Origin of the sequence: Microbacterium sp. S308A+ (assembly GCF_049800815.1) — a bacterium.
GTDB lineage: Bacteria > Actinomycetota > Actinomycetes > Actinomycetales > Microbacteriaceae > Microbacterium.
Map to the genome: position 1 here is coordinate 86255 of NZ_JBNAFT010000004.1, position 19784 is coordinate 106038.

The window sequence follows — 19784 nt, forward strand, 5'->3', positions numbered from 1 at the left end:
CTCTGCCCAGCGGAACGCGAAGGCGTCCCACAGGACGGCGTCCGCCCGCGGGTCAGCGGACGAAACGGACCTCGGTGAGGGTCTCGCCGAGGAACGGCTCGGTGTGCGTGGCACCGTCGAGGTGGAACCCGTTGCGCTCGTAGAAGCGGTGCGCACGCGGGTTGTCCTCGGCGACCCACAGGTACAGCGGCTGGTCCTTCTCCACGGCGGCGTCGAAAAGCCGCTGCCCGATCCCGGTGCCGTGCCAGGCGTCAAGGAGATAGATGAAGTACAGCTCGCGGAACGCGGGGGCGTCCTTGTCGCGGGCGGGACCGGATCCGACGAATCCGACGATCTCGCCGTCGACGAGCGCGGCTCGCATCGTGAAGTCCGGGCCCTGGGCGGCCCAGTGCGTCCACAGCTCGGCGAGACGCTTGGGCGACACGGCCTCGAGGGCGGCTTTGCTGATGAGGTGGTCGTAGGTCTCGTGCCAGCAGGTGGCGTGCACGCGACCGAGGGCTTCCGCGTCCACATCGCGGACGGGCCGGACGATGATCTCAGGCTGGGCATCGGCGCTCATGCGGCGACTCTACGCGGAGGCACCGCAGACGCGAAATTGAGTCGTGTTCCGCCCGTCCGCCTCAGGGGCCCTGGGCGCTCTCCATCGATGTCTTAGAGAAGAGCGACAACAGATCTGCGTTCTCGTTCGCCCCTCGCTACCATCGCCTCTCGTGAACGTGATCTGGCGCACCCTGCTCGTGATCTCCGCCGCCCGCCGTCGCGCCCGTCGAGGGCAGACGCTCGCACCGAACGAGGTCGGCCGCGTGCGCCTCACCACACTGCCGACGGACCTCGACATCCTGCGTCACATGAACAACGGCCGCTATCTCTCGCTGTTCGATCTCGGACGCTGGGATCTGCTGATCCGCACCGGCCTCTTCGACGCGATGAAGGAGCGCGGCTGGTACGCGGTGGTGTCGAGTGAGACCGTCACCTTCCGGAAGTCGCTCGAGCTCTGGCAGCGCTTCGACGTGGAGTCGCGCCTCATGGGGCACGACGACAAGGCGCTTTTCCTGGAGCACCGCGCCGTGGTCGACGGCGAGGTCTACGCGCGCGTGATCGTGCGTGCGCGGATGCTGCGCCGCGCGGGCGGGACCGTCTCGCACGAAGAGCTCTTCGGCGCGCTCGGGCGCCCCGAGGGAGTGCCCGGCGTCGCGGACTGGATCCACGACTGGGCCACGGCCTCTTCTCTGCCGCCGACGAAGGCCCCCGCTCCGAGCGTCTGGACGGACTGATCCGGAGATCCCTCGCCGGCTGAAGGTCGATCAGCCCTCCGGAGCCGGGCGTGCCTCGATACGTCCGAGCACGAAGCGGGTCATGCTGGAGAGAGCACGTGTGGCCGGGGCCTGATCCCGGGTGCGCAGAGAGGGATGAGACGGATGCCGCAGACGCTCGCCGACGAGGATCGCGATCGCGCACGCAGAGCCGTCGAGCTGGCGCAGCGGTGGATCGAAGAGGCCGCCACGGCGAAGGCCGACACCGGTGCACCGGCGGATCCTGCCGCCGAACGTCTCGCCGGCGTGCTGCAGGATCCGCACGGGCTGCCCTTCACCCTCGGGTTCGTCGACGGCGTGATGCGTCCGGAGAGCCTCGGGGCCGCCGCCGCGAACCTGCATCGGATCGCTCCGCTCGTCCCCGAGTTCCTGCCCTGGCACCTGCGTGCCGCCGTGCGCGTCGGCGGGGCGGTCGCCCCGTCGCTGCCCGCTCCGACCGTCCCGCTTGCCCGTCGCGCCCTGCGCGAGATGGTGGGGCACCTCGTCGTCGACGCCCGGCCCGACAAGCTGGGGCCGGCGATCGCGAAGCTCCGCGAAGACGGCGCACGCCTGAACCTCAACCTGCTGGGCGAGGCGGTCCTGGGCGAGGAGGAGGCCCGGCGGCGCCTGGACGGCATCCACGACCTCATCCGGCGCCCCGACGTCGACTACGTCTCGGTCAAGGTCTCGGCGATCGTCAGCCGCATCTCGATGTGGGCGTTCGACGAGGTGGTCGAGCAGGTCGCCGCTCGCCTCCTCCCGCTGTACCTCACGGCGGCCGAGGACGCGACCTTCGTCAACCTCGACATGGAGGAGTACCGGGATCTCGACCTCACCATCGCGGTGTTCACGCGGATCCTCGAGGATCCGCGGCTCGCCCGGCTGGAGGCGGGCATCGTGCTGCAGGCGTACCTGCCGGATGCCCTCCCCGCCCTTCGCGAGCTCACGGCGTGGGCGCAGAACCGGGTGGATCACGGCGGCGCGCGGATCAAGGTGCGTCTGGTCAAGGGCGCGAACCTCGCGATGGAGCACGTGGACGCCCGCCTGCACGGGTGGACGCCGGCGCCCTACGACGTCAAGGTCGACACCGACGCCAACTACCTGCGCTGCCTCGCCGAGGCGCTGCGGCCGGAGTCGGTCAGGGCGGTGCGGCTCGGGGTCGCCGGGCACAACCTGTTCGACATCGCCTACGCCTGGCTGCTCGCCGGAGATCGGGACGTGCGCGAGGCGGTGGAGTTCGAGATGCTGCTCGGGATGGCCAAGGGCGAGGTCGCTGCCGTGTCGCGCGAGGTCGGCCCTGTGCTCCTCTACGTCCCCGTCGTCAGGCCCGCGGAGTTCGATGTCGCGATCAGCTACCTCGTGCGGCGGCTGGAGGAGAACGCGAGCCCGGAGAACTTCCTCTCCGCGGCCTTCCGTCTCCACGAGGACAAGGGGCTGCGCGACAGGGAGGCCGCGCGTTTCGCCGCGTCGGTCGAGCGTTCGGCCGACGCGGGGCTGCGGATCGGTCCGCGACGCACCCAGGACCGGAAGGCGCCGGTGCACGAGTCCATGGTGCGTGCCCCCGACGCCGCGGGGAGCGACGCCGCACTGACCCAGGCGGTGCTCGGGATCGCCCGCTCGACGGAGCGGAGTCTGGACGACACCTTCGTCGAGACGGCCGTGTACGCGACCAGGGAGGACATCGCCTACGTCGCGCTCGGCGCCCCGGGCTTCGCGAACACGCCGGACAGCGACCCCGCGCTCCCCGCCAACAGGGAGTGGGCGCGGGAGATCTTCGCACGGATCCCCGGCTCGACGGCGGGCGAGGAGGTCCTGCGCGCGGCGCGGATCGACGAGCCGGAGACGCTGGAGCGCACGATCGTCGCCGTGCGCGGGGCGGCGGCGCCGTGGGGCGCGCGACCGGCGACGGAGAGGGCCGAGATCCTCCTTCGGGCGGCGGCCGTGCTGGAGTCGCGTCGCGCCGAGCTGATCGAGGTCGCCGCCTCCGAGACCGGCAAGGTCCTGACGGAGGCCGACGTCGAGGTGAGCGAGGCGGTGGACTTCGCGAAGTACTACGCGGCCAAGGCCCGTGAGCTCGACGCGGTGCCGGGGGCCGCCTTCGTGCCCTCGCGGCTCACGATCGTCGCGCCGCCGTGGAACTTCCCCCTGGCGATCCCCGCCGGCGGCGTGCTCGCCGCGCTCGCCGCCGGCTCGGGCGTCGTCTTCAAGCCGGCCCCGCAAGCCCGGCGCTGTGCGGCCGTGATCGCCGCAGCGCTGTGGGACGCGGGCGTCCCGCGCGCCGTGCTCGCCCTCGTCGACATCGACGAGGAAGCCCTCGGCCGGCGCCTGATCGCCCATCCCGACGTCGACCGGGTGATCCTCACCGGCTCCTGGGACACGGCGGCGCTGTTCCGTGGCTGGCGCCCGGATCTCCCGCTCCTCGCCGAGACCAGCGGCAAGAACGCGATGATCATCACGCCCTCCGCCGACCTCGACCTCGCCGTGGCCGATCTCGTGCGGAGCGCTTTCGGCCACGCGGGGCAGAAGTGCTCGGCCGCCTCGCTCGCGATCCTCGTCGGGCCCGTGGGACGTTCGAAGCGCTTCGCTCGTCAGCTGCTGGACGCCACGCAGTCGCTCCGGGTAGGGCTCCCCTCCGACCCGCTCGCGGAGGTGGGCCCGGTCATCGAGCGTCCGCAGGGAAAGCTCCTCTGGGCGCTCACCGACCTCGAGGGGGACGAGAAGTGGCTCCTGAAGCCGCGGATGCAGGAGACCCCGGACGATCCGGGCATGGAGGGACGGCTGTGGACGCCGGGGATCCGCGTCGGCGTCCAGCCCGGTTCCCGGTTCCACCGCGAGGAGTTCTTCGGGCCGGTGCTCGGCGTCATGCACGCGCCGACGCTCGCCCGCGCGATCGAACTGCAGAACGCGGTCGACTACGGGCTGACCGCGGGACTGTGCACACAGGACCCCGACGAGCTCGCGCTCTGGCTGGATCGGGTGCAGGCAGGCAACCTCTACGTCAACCGCGGGATCACCGGGGCGATCGTCCAGCGCCAGCCGTTCGGAGGCTGGAAGCGCTCCTCGGTGGGCGCCGGAGCGAAGGTGGGCGGCCCGAACTATCTGATCGGCCTCGGCTCCTGGCAGGGGACAGGCGGCGGTGCGCCGTCGAGCACGTTGCATCTGCGCGGCCTGGACACGCGGATCACCGCGCTCATCGAGGCGGCGCAGCCCTCGCTCGACTACCCCGGCTTCGAGTGGCTGCGTCGGGCCGCGCTCTCGGACGCCCTGGCCTGGGATCGTGAGTTCGGCCGGGTCCGCGACGTCTCGCGTCTCGGGATCGAGCGGAACCTGTTCCGCTACCGGCCGGTTCCGGTCGCCATCCGAGCGACCGGCGATGCCGCGTGGCGAGAGCTCCTGCGCGTGACGATCGCAGGGATCCGCACCGGTGCGCAGATCGTGCTCTCCACGCCGGTCGGCCTGCCCGCGGGAGTACGTCGCGTGCTGGGCGAGGTGGGCGTTCCCGTGTTCGTGGAGTCCGACGAGGAATGGGTGCGGCGCTTCGCCCTGCGCGAGGGCGATCCGGCGCAGGCGGCGACGGTCGTCGACGGAGAGCCGGTCCTGGCGCGCCCGGGCCGGGTGCGCCTGGTGGGCTCGGCCGGTGCCGTCGAGGGCCTCCACCACGCGCTCGCCGAGGCCGTCGGGGGCGACCCCGACCTCGCCGTCTACCGAGGCGAGGTGACGACGGCCGGGCGGATCGAGCTGCTGTCGTTCCTGCACGAGCAGTCGATCACGATCACGGCGCACCGGTTCGGGAATCCGGACCCGTGGAGCGCGGAGACGATCTGATCGTTTCCGCCGCGTTCCTCTTCCGTTTCGACGAGCGAGCGTCTAACGTGGTCCGCAACCGGTTTTATGGTCAGCGTCCAGATATGCCGCGACCGGGGGGTGGGGGCAGTGGACGCACGATGACGGGCTGGGGGGCTCGTCGTCGCCAGTGGACCCTGTCGAGTGCGCTTTCTCTCGCTCCCGACAGGGTTCACTTTTTTCGAGGCGCCGATGGCCAGGCACCTTGGCGAGCCGAGCTGTGTAAATAATTCTTGACATCCTCTCGGAGGGGCCATAGTCTCCATGTAAAGAATCCTTTACATGGAGGCTGCGATGGTCTACCACGAACGCACCGCATGGTCGGCGCTCCTCGCGACGGCGCTCGGCGTCTCCGCCTATGTCGTGCTGCTCCTCGCTGCGGCCGGCGGCGGTCCGATCGTCGCGGTCGACTGGTGGCCGCTGATGCTCGGCGCGATCGGCGGCTCGATCGTGCTGAGCATCCTCCTCTCCGTCGTGTGGGGCATGATCGCCGGGCTCCGCGACCGCGACGCGGCGACCGTGTCGGATCTTCGGGACCGTGACATCGCCCGTATGGGCGGACGCGTGGAGCACGCGTTCCTCGTGATCGCCGGTCTCGGCGTGATCCTGCTCTGCGCGGTGCGGGCCGACGTGTTCTGGATCGCCAACACGATGTTCGCCGGCTTCGCGGTGTCGTCCTTCGTCGGTGGGCTCGCGCGTGTGATCGCGTACCGCCGTGGCCTCGTCTGATGGTCAAGCCGACCAGGGTGACCAACGCCATCCGCGCCCATCGCGAGGAGGCGGGGATGACGCAGGCCGATCTCGCCCGGCGCATCGGCGTGACGCGGCAGACGATGAACGCGATCGAGCAGGGCAAGTACTCACCGACGCTCGAGCTCGCCTTCCAGCTCGCGAGGGTCTTCGGAGTCGCCCTCGACGCTCTCTTCCAGTACCCCGACACCCCGGAAGGACAGGACTGACATGGTGACCGACGACCAGGAGTCCCCCGTGCCGCCCTCCGCCTCTTCGGCCGAGGAGGCGGAGGAGACCACGATGCCCGCGTGGGTGCAGCGCCGCTACGGCCCCGCCGCCCGGCCGCGCCAGGAGCGGCGACCCGCGGCCCCCCCCCCCGAGGGGGCGGGGCGGCGCCGCCTGCAGGCGACGGCGCTGAATGCCGGCGACGTGCGCATCATGGCCGGCGACCCGCTGCTCGTGCGCCCGGTCTTCGGGCTGTTCCGTCCGAAGAACCCGGTCCGGGGCATGGACGTGGCGGGCACCGTGGCCGCTCTGGGCGACGGCGTCTCGGAGCTTCAGGTCGGCGACGCCGTCGTGGGCGAGCTCCCGGGCGGAGGGGGGCTCGCGCGGTTCGCGACGGTGCGTGCCGACCGGCTCGCCCGGAGGCCGGACGGCGTCCCGGCCGAGGTCGCCGCCTGCCTGCCCATCGCGGCAGGCACCGCGTGGCAGGCGTGGGAGCTCGCCCGGGTGCCGGGGCTCGCCGCAGACGATCCGTCACCCGGGTCCGTGCCCCGTGTCCTCGTGCTCGGCGCGTCCGGAGGCGTCGGGATCTTCGCCGTGCAGCTGGCGGCGCTACGGGGCGCCGAGGTCTGGGCGACCTGCGGGGAGCGCAACAGGGCTCTCGTCGAGGAGGCGGGGGCCGTGCGCGTCTTCGACCACCGTGCGGCTCCGCTGGGCGACCTTCCCGGGGCGCACTTCGACGCCGTCGTGGACGTCGCCGGGGGTGTCCCGGTCCGGGCGCTCCAGCGGCTGGTGCGAGACGGCGGCTCCGTGGTCCTCGTGACCGGCGACGGAGGCCGGGTCCTCGGACCGGTGCCCCGGATGATCCGTGCCGCCGCGGTGTCGATCGGCTCGCGCAGGCCGGTCAGGCCGCTCGCGGCCACGGCGCGTCCCGAGGTCGTCGCGGCGTTGCTGGACCTCGTCGCCGCCGGCCGGCTGGCCCCGATGGTCGAGCGGGTGTGGGGGTTCGCCGAGGCCCCGGCCGCGCTCGCGCACCTGGAGGCGGGGCACGCGGCGGGCAAGACGGTGGTCCGCATCGACGGCTGACGCCCTGCTCGGCCGACGCGGTCGGACGGACGGGCCGGCGGTGCTGGCGGTGCCGGGGCCCGGGGTGAGAGAATGGACGGCGGCGTGCCCGTGTCGCATCTTCCCGCACTCCTCGATGAGCATCCTCGCCGAGTGCCGGTCGAAGGACCGCCGGGCCCCTGGACAGCGTCCGCCGCATCCCTTTCCAGAGGAGCATCCATGTCGACGCCCGAGACCACGACCATCTCCCCGGCCGTTCCCCGAGTCCAGCAGCACCGGCGGTACCTCATGTGCCGCCCGGAGCACTTCACGGTCAGCTACACCATCAACCCCTGGATGGAGCCGGCCAACCCGACCGACACCGCCAAGGCCGTCGCCCAGTGGCAGCGGCTGTACGACCTGTACATCGAGCTCGGGCACGAGGTCGAGCTGATCGATCCTCTCGCGGGCTACCCCGACATGGTCTACACGGCCAACGGCGGCTTCGTGATCGGCGGACGGGCCTACGTCCCCAAGTTCCGCTTCCAGGAGCGGGCCGGCGAGGCCCCCGCCTTCGCCGACTGGTTCCGTGCGAACGGCTTCGACACGGTCGAGCCGGAGGAGGTCAACGAGGGCGAGGGCGACTTCCTGCTCGCGGGCGACGTGATCCTGGCCGGGACCGGCTTCCGCTCCACCGGAGACAGCCACCGCGAGGTCGGAGAGGTCTTCGGGCGCGAGGTCGTCTCGCTGAACCTCGTCGACCCCCGCTTCTACCACCTCGACACGGCGCTGACGGTGCTCGACCCCGTGGTCGGGGCGGAGAACGGCGGCCCTGAGCGCGCGAACATCGCCTACCTCCCGCACGCATTCGACGATGCCAGCCGCGCGATCCTGGAGGAGCGCTTCCCCGACGCGATCCTCGTCTCGGACGAGGACGGCGCGGTGTTCGGGCTCAACTCCGCCAGCGACGGCCTCAACGTGATCATCTCGCCTCGGGCCATCGGCTTCGAGAGGCAGCTGCGCGAGCGCGGCTACAACCCGATCACGGTGGACCTCTCCGAGCTCCTCCTCGGCGGGGGCGGGATCAAGTGCTGCACGCTGGAACTGCGCGGTGCCTGATGACCGGTTCGCACGCTGTGGCTGAGCCCGGGGTCGGCAACGAGCCCCACGTCGCCGAGAACTATCACCCGCTGCCGGTGACGATCGCCCGCGGCGAGGGCGCCTGGGTCACCGACACCGAGGGCAAACGGTATCTCGACCTCCTCGCCGCCTACTCGGCCGTGAACTTCGGCCACCGCCATCCGGCCCTCGTCGCGGCGCTCCAGGAGCAGCTCGAACGGATCACGCTCACCAGCCGCGCGTTCCGCAACGATCGGCTGGAGCCGTTTGCGGCGGCGCTGGCGAGGCTCTGCGGCAAGGACCTGGTGCTGCCGATGAACACCGGCGCCGAGGCGGTGGAGACCGGTGTCAAGGTCGCCCGGGCCTGGGGGTACCGGGTCAAGGGCATCCCGGAGGGACAGGCGCGGATCGTCGTGGCCGCGGGCAACTTCCACGGCCGTACGACGACGATCGTGGGCTTCAGCGATGACGCCTCCGCGCGCGATGGCTTCGGTCCGTTCACGCCCGGGTTCGACGTGGTCCCCTACGGAGACGCCGAGGCGATCGTCGCCGCGGTCACCGATGAGACCGCCGCGGTGCTGGTCGAGCCGGTCCAGGGCGAGGCCGGGGTGATCGTCCCGCCGGAGGGGTACCTCCGCCGGATCCGCGAGATCTGCACCGAGCGGAACGTGCTCTTCATCGCGGACGAGATCCAGTCCGGCCTCGGGCGCGTGGGCGAGACCTTCGCCTGTGACCGTGAGGGAGTCGTGCCGGATCTGTATCTGCTGGGCAAGGCGCTGGGCGGCGGGATACTCCCGGTCTCCGCGGTCGTCGGCGATCGGGACGTTCTCGGGGTCATCCGCCCCGGTGAGCACGGCTCGACGTTCGGCGGGAACCCGCTGGCCGCGGCCGTGGGCCTGCGCGTGGTGGAGATGCTCGAGTCCGGGGAGTTCCAGGAACGGGCGAAGGCCCTCGGCGACCATCTGCGTGCCGGGCTGGAGCCGTTCCTCGGCCACGGTGCGACCGAGGTCCGGGTCGTCGGGCTCTGGGCCGGTGTCGACATCGACCCGGCGCTGGGCACCGGACGCGAGATCGCCGAGCGTCTGCTCGAGCGCGGCGTGCTCGTGAAGGACACGCACGGGCAGACCATCCGCATCGCGCCCCCGATCGTGATCCGCCCGACGGAGATCGACTGGGCGCTGGAGCAGCTGCGCGTGGTGCTCACCCCCTGAGGCGGGCCCTCCCCCTCTGCGCCCGGCGCGGTGGGGGAGGCCGCGCGTCCCGCCGTTCGGGGCGCGGGGTGGCGTGCGGGGTGGCGTGGTCGCCCGTCCACGTCGGGGCGAGGCAACGGCGGGGGCCCCGTCAACCGAATCAGATGGCTGAGGAATATCCGGATGGCCGGGCGTCCGCGGCGGAATTCTCGGCCATCCGGGTGATTCCCAGCCATCTGAACGTCCTCGGGCCGCCGCGCTCAGGGCGCGGGGCGCTCGGCGCGGTGCGCCTCCCACTCGTCGATGAGCTGCGGCATCCGCCTCGCCATGAAGCGGAAGAACTCGGCCATCTCGTCGGCGCGGTCGCGGGCCGCGTGGTCGTCGTCGTGCGCGAGCCCGATCGCCTCGATGTGCGCGGCGAGGCGATCGTAGATCGGTCCGTTGTTCGTCATCAGCCCGTACCAGGTGTCGGGGACGATCACGTAGCGGTCGCGTCGCTCCTCCGGCCGCGACACCCGGCGCACCACCTGGATCGTCTGCAGGTAGCGCACCGCTCCGGACACGGCCGCGGCGCTCACGCCCAGGCGCACGGCGAGGTCCGCCGCGGTGTATCCCTCGGCGGGCGCGGCGATCAGGGCCATCATCACGCGCCCCGGCATCCGGGGAAAGCCGACGCCGGCGATCATCGCCGCCGCCTCCTCGGCGGCGTCGATCCCGAGGTGCTCTTCCGTGCCGGTGGCTTCCGTCGGGGCCGTCTTCCGTGCCGGGGACTTCGGCCGGGGGGTCTCGGGAGGGTGAGGGGTCATGGTCTCTCCATCCTGCCCCGGATCGGCCGAACGCCCGGGCGTCGGCCGATCCGGGGCCTGTCAGCCTGCGGGGTGAAGCTCCCGGCAGCGCATGAGCATGAGCGCGCCGCCGGAGCCGATGACGGCCACGGCCAGCAGCCACCACAGGCCCTTGACGTCGACGCCGTCGCCGGACAGGAGGGGAGCCTGCGCGAACGGCGAAAGGCTCGTCACCTCCTCGGCGGCGCCGAGCAGAGGCCCGAACAGACCCAGCATGAGCGCGACGAGCACGAGTGCCCAGCTCAGGGCGACCGCTCCGCGCGGCATGAGCACGAACAGCAGCGCGGCCACCGCCAGGAACACCCCGGCGGCCAGCGCCTGGCCGAGGCCGGCGACGAGCGCGTCCTGGACGAGGCTCCATGCCTCGCCCCGTCCGACCACCCCGAGCAGGGATCCCAGGATCGCCATGCCCGCGGTGGCGACGACAGCGATCAGGGCGACGGCCAGGTAGCCGGCGAGCCAGCGGACCCGCGCGACCGCGGTCGCGAGCAGCGCCTCGGCGGTGCCGTGGGCCTCCTCCTGGCGGGCGCGGCTGATCGTCTGCACGGCGGCGCAGGCGGCGAGCACGCCGACGATCGTGTAGAAGATCACCACCATGCCCTGTTCCAGGTTCCCGTCCTTGGCCATGGCCTCGAAGATCCGTTGCACGCTGGGCAGCTGGGAGCCGATCGAGGAGATGACGGAGGCCAGGCTGGTCGCGAGGAGTCCGGTGAGGAACCCGCCCACCGCCCAGCCGAGGGTCGCGCCGCCGGTGAGGCGCCAGACCAGGCCGAGCGGCGAAGACAGCCCGGGGCCGGCGTGCACGCGTCCCGCCCGCTCCGGCACGAGTCCCTCGCCGAGGTCGCGCGTGCTCTGCAGCACGAGCGAGAAGGCGACCAGGAAGAGGCCGAGGGCTGCCGGCAGCAGCGCGAGGCCGATCGCGTCGTCCGCGAACGGCCGGCTGTTCTCCGCCCATCCGAACGGCGAGATCCAGGCGAGCCCGCTGCTCTCCATGCGGGTGAGCGTGGCGTCCGGGGTCCCGATGGCGTTGCCGAGGCCGGCGATCACGAAGGCGGCCATGAGGACCCACACCGCCAGGGAGTTCGCGCCGCGGGAGGTTCGCATGAGCTGTCCTGCCGTGAACGCGACGCCGAGGAGGCAGACGCCCACGCCCGCGGTCGCCGTGCCTGAGACGACGGAGCCGGCCAGGGGGAACCCGGACCCCGTGAAGACCGCGGCCGTCAGGGCGCCGAGCACGATGTTCGCGGCCAGGCCGTGGACGATCGTGGCGACGAGCGGCCGCAGGCGCGCGGCAGAGGTGGCGGCGAGCAGCTCGCTGCGGCCCTGCTCCTCGTCGCCGCGCGTGTGCCGCACGGCGAGGAAGACGCTCATGAACGCCGCCATCATGGCGAGGAAGGGCAGGATGAGGAAGAGCGTGAACTCCTCCTCGCCCGCGCCGGAGGGGAGGCCCCGGAACATCAGGATCACGGGGTTCGCCATGACCGTGGCGAGCAGCTCGGTCCGCTCCTGCTCGGTGCCGTAGGACGAGGCCGCGCCGCTCACCGCGGCGCCGGCGAGGGCCGCGGTGCCGAGGATCCACAGCGGCAGCTGGACACGATCGCGGCGGATCCGTTGCCGCAGGAGCGTGCGCAGGGGAGCGCCGGAGGAGCGCCGGGCGGCAGGGGGCGAGGCGTACATCAGCGTGCCGTCCTCTCGTGCGCACGCCGTGCCGCACGGGTGCCCGGCACGCTCGGTCCGTCGTCGTCCCGGCCTGCCGTCGATCCCACTCCCTCCAGCACGGCGAGGTCGTCGCCGTAGTGCCGCAGGAAGAGCTCCTCCAGCGAGGGCGGCTCGATCCGCAACCCCTCGACCTGCCGCGCCGCGAGGGCGGGCAGGACCAGCGGCACCTGGTCGCTGTCGACGGTGAAACGGGCTCGGCCGTCCTCGATCGCGCCGTCGTGGGCTCCGGGAATGCCGTCGAGCGCCGAGGGGCCGGCGGCGGCGAACGACACCTCGGTCCGGGTCAGATGCCGCAGGTCGGCGAGGGAACCGGCCTCCACGATCGTCCCTGCGCGGATGATCGAGACACGGTCGCAGAGCTGTTCGACCTCGGACATGATGTGGCTGGAGAGCAGCACGGTGGCCCCGGCGGCCTTGACTCGGGCGACCTCGCGGCGGAACATCACCTCCATGAGCGGGTCGAGTCCGCTCGTCGGCTCGTCGAAGATGTAGAGCTCGGCGGGCACGGCGAAGGCGGCGATGAGCGCGACCTTCTGTCGGTTGCCCTTGGAGTACGCGCGGCCTTTCTTGCGGGGGTCGAACTGGAACGCCTCCTCCAGCCGGGAGCGCTCGGCGCGGTAGGCGCCGTGTCGGGTGTCCGCGTCGCGCAGCCGCGCGAGCAGGTCGATCGCCTCTCCGCCGGAGAGGTTGGGCCAGATGCTCACGTCGCCGGGAACATAGGCGAGACGTCGATGGACGGCGACGGCGGCGGTCCAGGGGTCTTCGCCGAAGACCTCAGCCGTCCCGCCGGTCTTGCGCGCCAGGCCGAGCAGGATGCGGATGGTGGTGGACTTCCCTGCGCCGTTCGGGCCGAGGAAGCCGTGCACCTGCCCCTCGTCCACCTGCAGGTCGAGGCCGTCGAGAGCGTGGACGCGGCCGTAGTGCTTCGTGAGGCCGCTCGTGCGAATGATCGCGTTCATGACCGCGAGCGTACGCGCATTTCACAAATTTGTGAAGGGAGTGAATTGGTGGATCAGAGGCGATCGACCGCCGTGACCGTGACGATGGCCTCGCCGGCCTCGTCGGAGGCATCGAGGTCCACCCGCGCCGAGATTCCCCAGTCGTGGTCGCCGGCCGGGTCGTCGAGGATCTGCCGCACGCTCCAGACGCGTGCGACGGCGGTTCGGACGCCCCTCGGTTCCTCCTCGCCGCCGCCTGCACCCGTATCGGGCGCGTCCGCGTCAGGGGAGCCCGCAGCGGTACCGCCGGTCTCGTCCAGGAGGAGGAGCGCCGTGCTCCGGGCGTCGGGGCCGGTGAGGATCTCGTCGTGCTCGGCGAAGTAGGCGTCGAGCGCGGCGTCCCAGCCGGCCGCGCCGAACTCCGGGTCCAGCGTGGCAAGGGCCTCGACGTCTTCCCTGGCAGCGAGCTGCACGCGACGGAAGAGCTCGTTGCGGACGAGGATCCGAAAGGCGCGCGCGTTGCTCGTGAGCCGTCTCGGAGCCGGAGGCACGACGGGGTCCGCGTCGTGCCTGGCGGGGCGCCCGCCCACCAGCTCTTCCCACTCGTCCAGCAGCGACGAGTCGACCTGGCGCACGAGCTCGCCGAGCCATTCGATGAGGCTCCGCAGCTCCTCCGTCTTCAGATGCTCCGGGATGGTCTGGGAGGTGGCCCGGTAGGCATCCGACAGGTAGCGCAGGACGACGCCCTCGGATCGTGCGACCTTGTACAGAGCGACGTACTCGCCGAACGACATCGCGCGCTCGTACATGTCGCGGACGACCGACTTGGGGTGGAGCGTGAAGTCACGGATCCACGGCTGCGCGGCGCCGAACGTCTCGAACGCGGCACCGAGCAGCTCCTCCAGCGGCTTCGGGTAGGTGACGTCCTCGAGCGCCTCCATGCGCTCCTCGTACTCCATGCCCTCGGCCTTCATCGCCGCGACCGCCTCGCCTCTGGCCGTGAACTCCTGCTGGCTCAAGACCGCGCGAGGGTCGTCGAGGGTCGCCTCGACGATCGAGATGGCGTCCAGCGCGAACGTCGGCGACTCGGGGTCCAGCAGCTCGAAGGCGGCGAGGGCGAAGGGCGACAGGGGCTGGTTGAGGGCGAAGTTCGGCTGCAGGTCGACGGTGAGGCGCACCTGCCCGTCCGGCGTCCGCTCGACGACGCCCGACTCGAGAAGCGTCCGGAAGACACCGATCGCGCGCAGGGCGAGCACGCGCTGCCGCGCCCGCGGCTCGTGGTTGTCGAAGACGAGGGCGCGGACGTTCGCGAAGACGTCGCCGCCCCGGCCGATCACGTTCAGCAGCATCGCGCTCGTGATCTGCATGTGCGAGGCGAGGGGCTCGGGCTCGGCGGCGACGAGCTTCCGGAACGACGGCTCGCCCCAGGAGACGAAGCCGTCCGGCGCCTTCTTCCGGATGATCTTGCGCTTCTTCTTCGGATCGTCCCCGGCCTTGCGGATCGCGGCCAGGTTCTCGGTCTCATGCTCGGGGGCCTGGGCGACGACGGTCCCCGCGGTGTCGAACCCCGCCCGTCCCGCGCGCCCGGCGATCTGGTGGAACTCGCGGGCGTTGAGCTGCCGCATCCGCGTCCCGTCGAACTTGGTGAGCGCCGTGAGCAGCACGGTGCGGATCGGGACGTTGATGCCGACGCCGAGCGTGTCGGTGCCGCAGATCACGCGGAGCAGGCCCCGCTGCGCCAGCTGCTCCACGAGGCGGCGGTATTTCGGGAGCATGCCGGCGTGGTGCACGCCGATGCCCAGGCGGAGGAGGCGTGAGAGCGTCTTGCCGAAGGCGGTGGTGAAGCGGAAGCCGCCGATGAGCGTCGCGATCTCGTCGCGCTGCTCGCGGGTGGCGATCTTGGCGCTCGCGAGGGCCTGGGCGCGCTCCATGGCCGCGGCCTGGGCGAAGTGGACGATGTAGACCGGCGCGCAGTCGGTGCTCAGCAGCTCCTCGATCGTCTCGTGGATCGGCGTCGTCTCGTAGAAGTAGTGCAGCGGCACCGGGCGCTCGACGCCGGTGACGACCGCGGTCTCGCGCGCCGTCCGCCGGGTGAGGTCGGCGGCGAGCCCTGTCACGTCGCCCAGGGTCGCCGACATGAGGACGAACTGCGCCTGGGGGAGCGAGAGCAGCGGCACCTGCCACGCCCATCCGCGGTCGGGATCGCCGTAGAAGTGGAACTCGTCCATCACGACCTGCCCGACGTCGGCCCCCGGCCCCTCGCGCAGGGCGAGATTGGCCAGGATCTCGGCCGTGCAGCAGACGATCGGGGCATCGGGGTTGACGGCCGAGTCGCCGGTGACCATGCCGACGTTCTCGGGGCCGAAGGTCTCGGCGAGGGCGAAGAACTTCTCGCTCACGAGGGCCTTGATGGGCGCTGTGTAGTAGCTCCTCCGCCGATCGGCGAGGGCCGCGAAGTGCGCGGCGACCGCGACGAGCGACTTGCCCGTCCCGGTGGGCGTCGACAGGATCAGGTTCTGCCCCGAGACGATCTCGATGACGGCCTCGTCCTGCGCGGGATACAGCGCGAACCCGGTCTTCTCCGCCCAGCCGACGAAGGCGGAGTACACGGCGTCGGGGTCGGGGCTCGACCCGTCGCCGGTGCGGAGACCGGTCGGATCGAGGCGCGCAGACATGGTCCCTCGATCATCCCATCCCCGGCGGCCGCGCGCGGCCCGGGCGTGGCCGGGGCGTGGCCGGATCCGTGCCGCGAGACTGCATCTGCATCACGAGACAGCGCTAGGTCTCGTGACGCGGATGCAGTCTCGCGCTCAAGCGGTTCGCGTGACCCGATCCGGGCGAGGACCGGAGCCGGGCGAGGAAGACCGCGGGTCAGCCCTCGCGGCGGCGGACGATCTCGGCGATCCACGCCGGAGCGAACGGCGAGGTGCAGTTCGGCGGAGTGGGGTAGTCGGCCAGCACCTGCAGGCGCTCGCCGATCGCGATCGCCCTGGCGCGATGCTCGGGGTGGTGGATGCCGATGTGGGCGAGCGTCTCGTTCATCGCCCATTGCAGCCGGCTCGGCGCGTCCTTCAGCTCGCGCTCGATCGTGTCGAGCAGGGCGTCGAGGTCCAGTCCCTCGGGCTTCTTGGCCACGCGATCGGTGGTGAGCGACCAGGCGGCGGCCCGTGCGCCCTCGTCACGGTCGTCGAGCCAGCGCAGCCGCATCTCCTCGGACAACGGGGACTTCTTCGCGACGTAGTTGACGAGCCAGTCGTGCGCCTTGGCGCTGTCGGTCGCCCGGACCATGGCGTCCAGCTCGTCGGCGGAGAAGTCGCGGGGACGGCAGATCAGGAGACCGAGCAGCTGTCCCGCCACGTCGCCGGACGCCCAGAGCTGACGGGCGAGCTCCTGATCGGTGCCGATGCGTTTTGCCACCCCCCGCATCTTGGTGAGGTTGACGCCATGGGCGTCTCCATGACGCTCGTTCACCGCGCGCGCCTTCGGGTCCTCCAGTGCGGCGAGCTCCTCGAGCGCGTCGCTGAGCGTCGTCTCTGTCATGGGGCACCTCCGCCGACAGCCTAGTTCGTCGTACGGGAAGGCTCAGAGCGCGAGGCTGCGGCGGAATGCCAGAGGGGGACGGAACGCACAAGAAAAGGGTGGCGCCCGCGGCGGCGGCTTGGCAAGATCGAACGGGTCCTGCTCGGGGGGAGCAGGAGAGGGGGACGAAGATGTCTGATCAGGTCTTCACGTATGGGGCATTGGGGCTGTATTTCGCGGGGATGCTGTTCATCGGCTACCTGGCGTTCCGCCGGACCGAGGACCACGAGGACTACATGCTCGGCGGACGGAGTCTTCCGCCGTGGATCGCCGCGCTGAGCGCGGGCGCGTCCGACATGTCCGGCTGGCTCGTGATGGGGCTGCCCGGGGCGATCTACCTCTCCGGGCTCATCGAGGCCTGGATCGCGATCGGCCTCACGATCGGCGCGTATCTCAACTGGCTCCTCGTCGCGCCGCGGCTGCGGGCGTACAGCGAGGTGTCACGCAACTCGATCACCGTCCCGAGCTTCTTCGAGAACCGGCTGCGCGACCGCACCCGGCTGCTGCGGGTGCTCTCCGGGGTCGTCATCCTCGTGTTCTTCACCCTCTACATCTCCTCCGGGATGGTCGCCGGCGGGGTGTTCTTCGAGAGCTCCTTCGGCGGCGACTACCTCGTCGGCGTTCTGCTGGTGAGCGGCGTGACGCTCGCCTACACGCTGTTCGGCGGGTTCCTCGGCGCCTCGCTCACCGACGTGGTGCAGGGGCTGATGATGGTCGTCGCGCTGATCGTCGTGCCGGTCGCGGCGGTGGTGGCGGTCGGCGGGCTCGGCGAGACGGCAGAGACCCTGGGCGAGGTCGCCCCCGGTCATCTCTCACTCCTCGGCGACACGGCGCTCACCGGGGGCACCGTGCTCGCGATCGTCTCGTCCCTCGCCTGGGGTCTCGGCTACTTCGGGCAGCCGCACATCATCGTGCGGTTCATGGCGTTGCGCAGTCCGCAGGAGGCGAAGAGCGCCCGCCGGATCGGGATCTCATGGATGGTCGTGTCGATGGCTGGAGCGGTGCTCGCGGGTCTCGTCGGCGTCGCCTACATCGCCAGGACCGGCACGGACCTGAGCAACCCCGAGACCGTCGTGCTGCTGATGTCGAAGACGCTGCTGCACCCGTTCGTCGCGGGTCTGGTGCTGGCCGCCGTGCTCGCGGCGATCATGAGCACGATCTCGAGCCAGCTCATCGTCTGCTCCTCGGCGCTCGTCGAGGACTTGTACGCGGTGTTCCGGCGGACGCCTCCGCCGCAGAAGCGCCTGGTGCTCCTGGGCCGGCTCGCCGTGCTCGTGGTCGCCGTGGTGGCGCTGATCCTCGCGCTGAGCCCGAACGACACGATCCTCGGCCTCGTCTCGTTCGCCTGGGCCGGGTTCGGTGCGGCCTTCGGCCCGGTGATCCTGCTCAGTCTCTTCTGGCGTCGGCTGACGACCGCGGGCGCTCTGGCGGGGATGTCCGTCGGCGCAGCGACCGTCTTCCTCTGGAAGGCGCTGGACACGGGCCTCTACGAGCTGCTCCCGGCGTTCGTCCTGGGGTTCGTCGCGGCCGTGGCGATCAGTCTCCTCACCTATCGGCATGACGACGAGATCCAGCGGGAGTTCACCGAGACCGGCACGCTGCTCGCTCTCCCGCGGCCCCATGCCGTCGGTGACACCCCCTGAGCGCCCTCTCGGGGCGCTCTCCCGCCCGAGGCCCCTCCTGTCCGGGGCCCCTCCTGTCCGAGACGCCGGCCGGAGGAGGTCGGTTCCCGTCGCGAACTCTGTCGTTCCTTTCCGGATAGAGCGACAGATTTCGCGAGGGGAAACGGTGGGGGAGCCGGGGCGAGGTCGGGCAGGCGTGTGGGAGGGGAGCCGACGAGGCGGGGCCGGGCAGGTCTGGGCCGGGCGGGCCGGGTCAGGAGAGGAGCGTGATCCCGCGCTCCTCGAGCTCGCGGAGAGCGGCCTCCTTCGTGTCTCCGCGCCGCGGCGAGCGATCGACGACGACGCCGGCGACGGCGTCGAGGGGGAGCACGGAGAAGCGGGAGGCGGCCCCGATCTTCTCGTCGCTCGCGAGCACGTAGGTCTCCGCGGCACGCGCGGCGAGCGCCCGCTTCATCGCCGCCTCGTCCGGGTCTCCCGTCGTGAGTCCCGCCGTCGGGTGGACGCCGGTGACGCCGAGGAGGAAGAGGTCGGCACTGATCGCGCTCGCCGCCTCGACCGCCGCCGCCCCGCAGGCGACCGCCGAATGCTTGAAGAGACGCCCGCCGAGGAGGAACACGTCGGCGGTATGGTCCAGCAGCGCCGCGGCGACGGTAGGGCTGTGCGTCACGACGGTGCAGTCGAGGGATCGTGGGAGGGCCGCGACGACGGCCAGCGCGGTCGTGCCGCCGTCGAGGATGACCGTCGCTCCTGGACGGACGAGGGCGGCGGCGGTTGCGGCGACCCCGCGTTTGCTCTCGGCGGCGACCGTGGTCCTGGTCGCGTAGTCGGCGATGGCGGGCGAGGCCGGCAGCGCTCCGCCGTAGACGCGGACGGCGAGGCCGGCGTCGTCGAGCTCGCGCAGATCGCGACGGATGCTGTCCTCGGAGAGGCCCAGCTCGGCGGCGATCTCCTTCGCGACGAGGCGTCCGTCGCGGCGGAGGCGATCGAGGAGCAGTTCTCGGCGGGCGGCAGCCAGCATTCCGATTCCTTCCTGTTCTTTCACGATTGTGCACTATGGTGGCGGGATGAGCAAACCGATGCTGATCCTGATCGCCGGCCCCTACGCGTCCGGCACCGATGGCGATCCCGCGCTGATGGCGCGGAACCTGAAGCGGCTCGAGGAGGCGGCCTGGCCGATCTTCGAGGCCGGTCATATCCCGATGATCGGGGAGTGGGTCGCCCTTCCCGTCCTGTCCAGCGCCGGCGCGAGCGGTCCGGACGATCCTCTCGCCGCGAAGGTCATGTATCCCACGGCCGAGCGCCTTCTCCAGCATTGCGACGCGGTGCTGCGGCTCCCCGGCGAGTCCCGCGGCGCCGACCAGGACGTGGCGATCGCCCGCGAGCGGGGGCTCCCGGTCTACTCCTCCGTCGCTGAGATCCCCCGCGCCTGAAGTCGACCGCCGCGTCTCCGCGCCGCGCGGCGCGCCCCGGTGGTCGCTCCCTCCCTGCTTCCCCGGCCGTCGCTCCCTCCCGTCGCGTCGCGCCTATCCGTTCCCGTCTCGAAAAATGTCGGCATTCCGGGGATTTGACGACAGATTTCGCGACGGGAGGTGAAGACGGGCGGGATGCGGCGACGGGAGGGACGGGCCGGGCCGGGCCG

The 19784-nt window shown here is 71.6% G+C and carries 16 protein-coding genes; 9 read left to right on the top strand and 7 right to left on the bottom strand.

Features of this window, described 5'->3' with window-relative positions:
• Positions 1-52: 52 nt before the first annotated feature.
• Entirely contained in the window at positions 53-559 is a 507-nt protein-coding gene (locus ACP15J_RS11675; RefSeq protein WP_424937169.1) for an N-acetyltransferase family protein, read from the bottom strand.
• A 151-nt stretch (positions 560-710) separates the two neighbouring features.
• On the opposite strand from ACP15J_RS11675, the gene ACP15J_RS11680 reads away from it, so the two are divergent.
• The 7 genes from ACP15J_RS11680 to rocD all read left to right on the top strand — a co-directional run bounded on the left by ACP15J_RS11680 (position 711) and on the right by rocD (position 9463).
• Positions 711-1274 carry an acyl-CoA thioesterase gene (locus tag ACP15J_RS11680; protein ID WP_424937170.1) on the top strand — a complete coding sequence of 188 codons (564 nt, stop codon included), beginning with the start codon at positions 711-713 and terminating at the stop codon, positions 1272-1274.
• 144 nt (positions 1275-1418) lie between these two features.
• Positions 1419-5117, top strand: a complete 3699-nt coding sequence (locus ACP15J_RS11685) for a proline dehydrogenase family protein (RefSeq protein ID WP_424937171.1) — start codon at positions 1419-1421, stop codon at positions 5115-5117.
• Between the two features lie 300 nt (positions 5118-5417).
• The gene (locus ACP15J_RS11690) at positions 5418-5864 is read left to right on the top strand and encodes a hypothetical protein (RefSeq protein WP_424937172.1); all 447 of its coding nucleotides are present in this window, start codon (positions 5418-5420) and stop codon (positions 5862-5864) included.
• Entirely contained in the window at positions 5864-6094 is a 231-nt protein-coding gene (locus tag ACP15J_RS11695; RefSeq protein ID WP_424937173.1) for a helix-turn-helix transcriptional regulator, read from the top strand. Before ACP15J_RS11690 ends, ACP15J_RS11695 begins: the two co-directional genes overlap by 1 nt.
• Before the next feature lies 1 nt (position 6095).
• The gene (locus ACP15J_RS11700; protein WP_424980948.1) at positions 6096-7175 is read left to right on the top strand and encodes an NAD(P)-dependent alcohol dehydrogenase; all 1080 of its coding nucleotides are present in this window, start codon (positions 6096-6098) and stop codon (positions 7173-7175) included.
• A gap of 198 nt (positions 7176-7373) precedes the next feature.
• Positions 7374-8252, top strand: a complete 879-nt coding sequence (gene ddaH, locus ACP15J_RS11705; RefSeq protein WP_424937175.1) for a dimethylargininase — start codon at positions 7374-7376, stop codon at positions 8250-8252.
• A complete protein-coding gene (gene rocD, locus ACP15J_RS11710) occupies positions 8252-9463 on the top strand; it encodes an ornithine--oxo-acid transaminase (RefSeq protein ID WP_424937176.1) in 1212 nt (403 codons plus the stop codon). The genes ddaH and rocD overlap by 1 nt, the downstream gene beginning before the upstream one ends.
• Before the next feature lie 239 nt (positions 9464-9702).
• On the opposite strand, the gene ACP15J_RS11715 is transcribed toward rocD, so the two are convergent.
• The 5 genes from ACP15J_RS11715 to ACP15J_RS11735 form a co-directional block, all read right to left on the bottom strand.
• Positions 9703-10248 carry a GbsR/MarR family transcriptional regulator gene (locus ACP15J_RS11715; protein ID WP_424937177.1) on the bottom strand — a complete coding sequence of 182 codons (546 nt, stop codon included), beginning with the start codon at positions 10246-10248 and terminating at the stop codon, positions 9703-9705.
• Between the two features lie 60 nt (positions 10249-10308).
• Positions 10309-11964: an ABC transporter permease gene (locus ACP15J_RS11720; RefSeq protein WP_424937178.1), complete on the bottom strand. Its 1656-nt coding sequence runs from the start codon at positions 11962-11964 to the stop codon at positions 10309-10311.
• On the bottom strand, positions 11964-12965 hold the full coding sequence (locus ACP15J_RS11725) for an ATP-binding cassette domain-containing protein (RefSeq protein WP_424937179.1): 1002 nt from the start codon (positions 12963-12965) through the stop codon (positions 11964-11966). Before ACP15J_RS11725 ends, ACP15J_RS11720 begins: the two co-directional genes overlap by 1 nt.
• A gap of 53 nt (positions 12966-13018) precedes the next feature.
• The gene (locus tag ACP15J_RS11730) at positions 13019-15619 is read right to left on the bottom strand and encodes a DEAD/DEAH box helicase (protein WP_424937180.1); all 2601 of its coding nucleotides are present in this window, start codon (positions 15617-15619) and stop codon (positions 13019-13021) included.
• 196 nt (positions 15620-15815) lie between these two features.
• A complete protein-coding gene (locus ACP15J_RS11735) occupies positions 15816-16484 on the bottom strand; it encodes a DNA alkylation repair protein (RefSeq protein ID WP_424937181.1) in 669 nt (222 codons plus the stop codon).
• Positions 16485-16654: 170 nt separating this feature from the next.
• Here ACP15J_RS11735 and putP point away from each other — a divergent pair, with 170 nt between their 5' ends.
• Complete coding sequence (gene putP / locus ACP15J_RS11740; RefSeq protein WP_424937182.1) at positions 16655-18166, top strand: sodium/proline symporter PutP; 1512 nt, start codon at positions 16655-16657, stop codon at positions 18164-18166.
• A 232-nt stretch (positions 18167-18398) separates the two neighbouring features.
• Here putP and ACP15J_RS11745 read toward each other — a convergent pair whose 3' ends face one another.
• Positions 18399-19163, bottom strand: a complete 765-nt coding sequence (locus tag ACP15J_RS11745) for a DeoR/GlpR family DNA-binding transcription regulator (RefSeq protein ID WP_424937183.1) — start codon at positions 19161-19163, stop codon at positions 18399-18401.
• A gap of 46 nt (positions 19164-19209) precedes the next feature.
• Here ACP15J_RS11745 and ACP15J_RS11750 point away from each other — a divergent pair, with 46 nt between their 5' ends.
• Positions 19210-19575: a hypothetical protein gene (locus ACP15J_RS11750; RefSeq protein WP_424937184.1), complete on the top strand. Its 366-nt coding sequence runs from the start codon at positions 19210-19212 to the stop codon at positions 19573-19575.
• Positions 19576-19784: the final 209 nt, after the last annotated feature.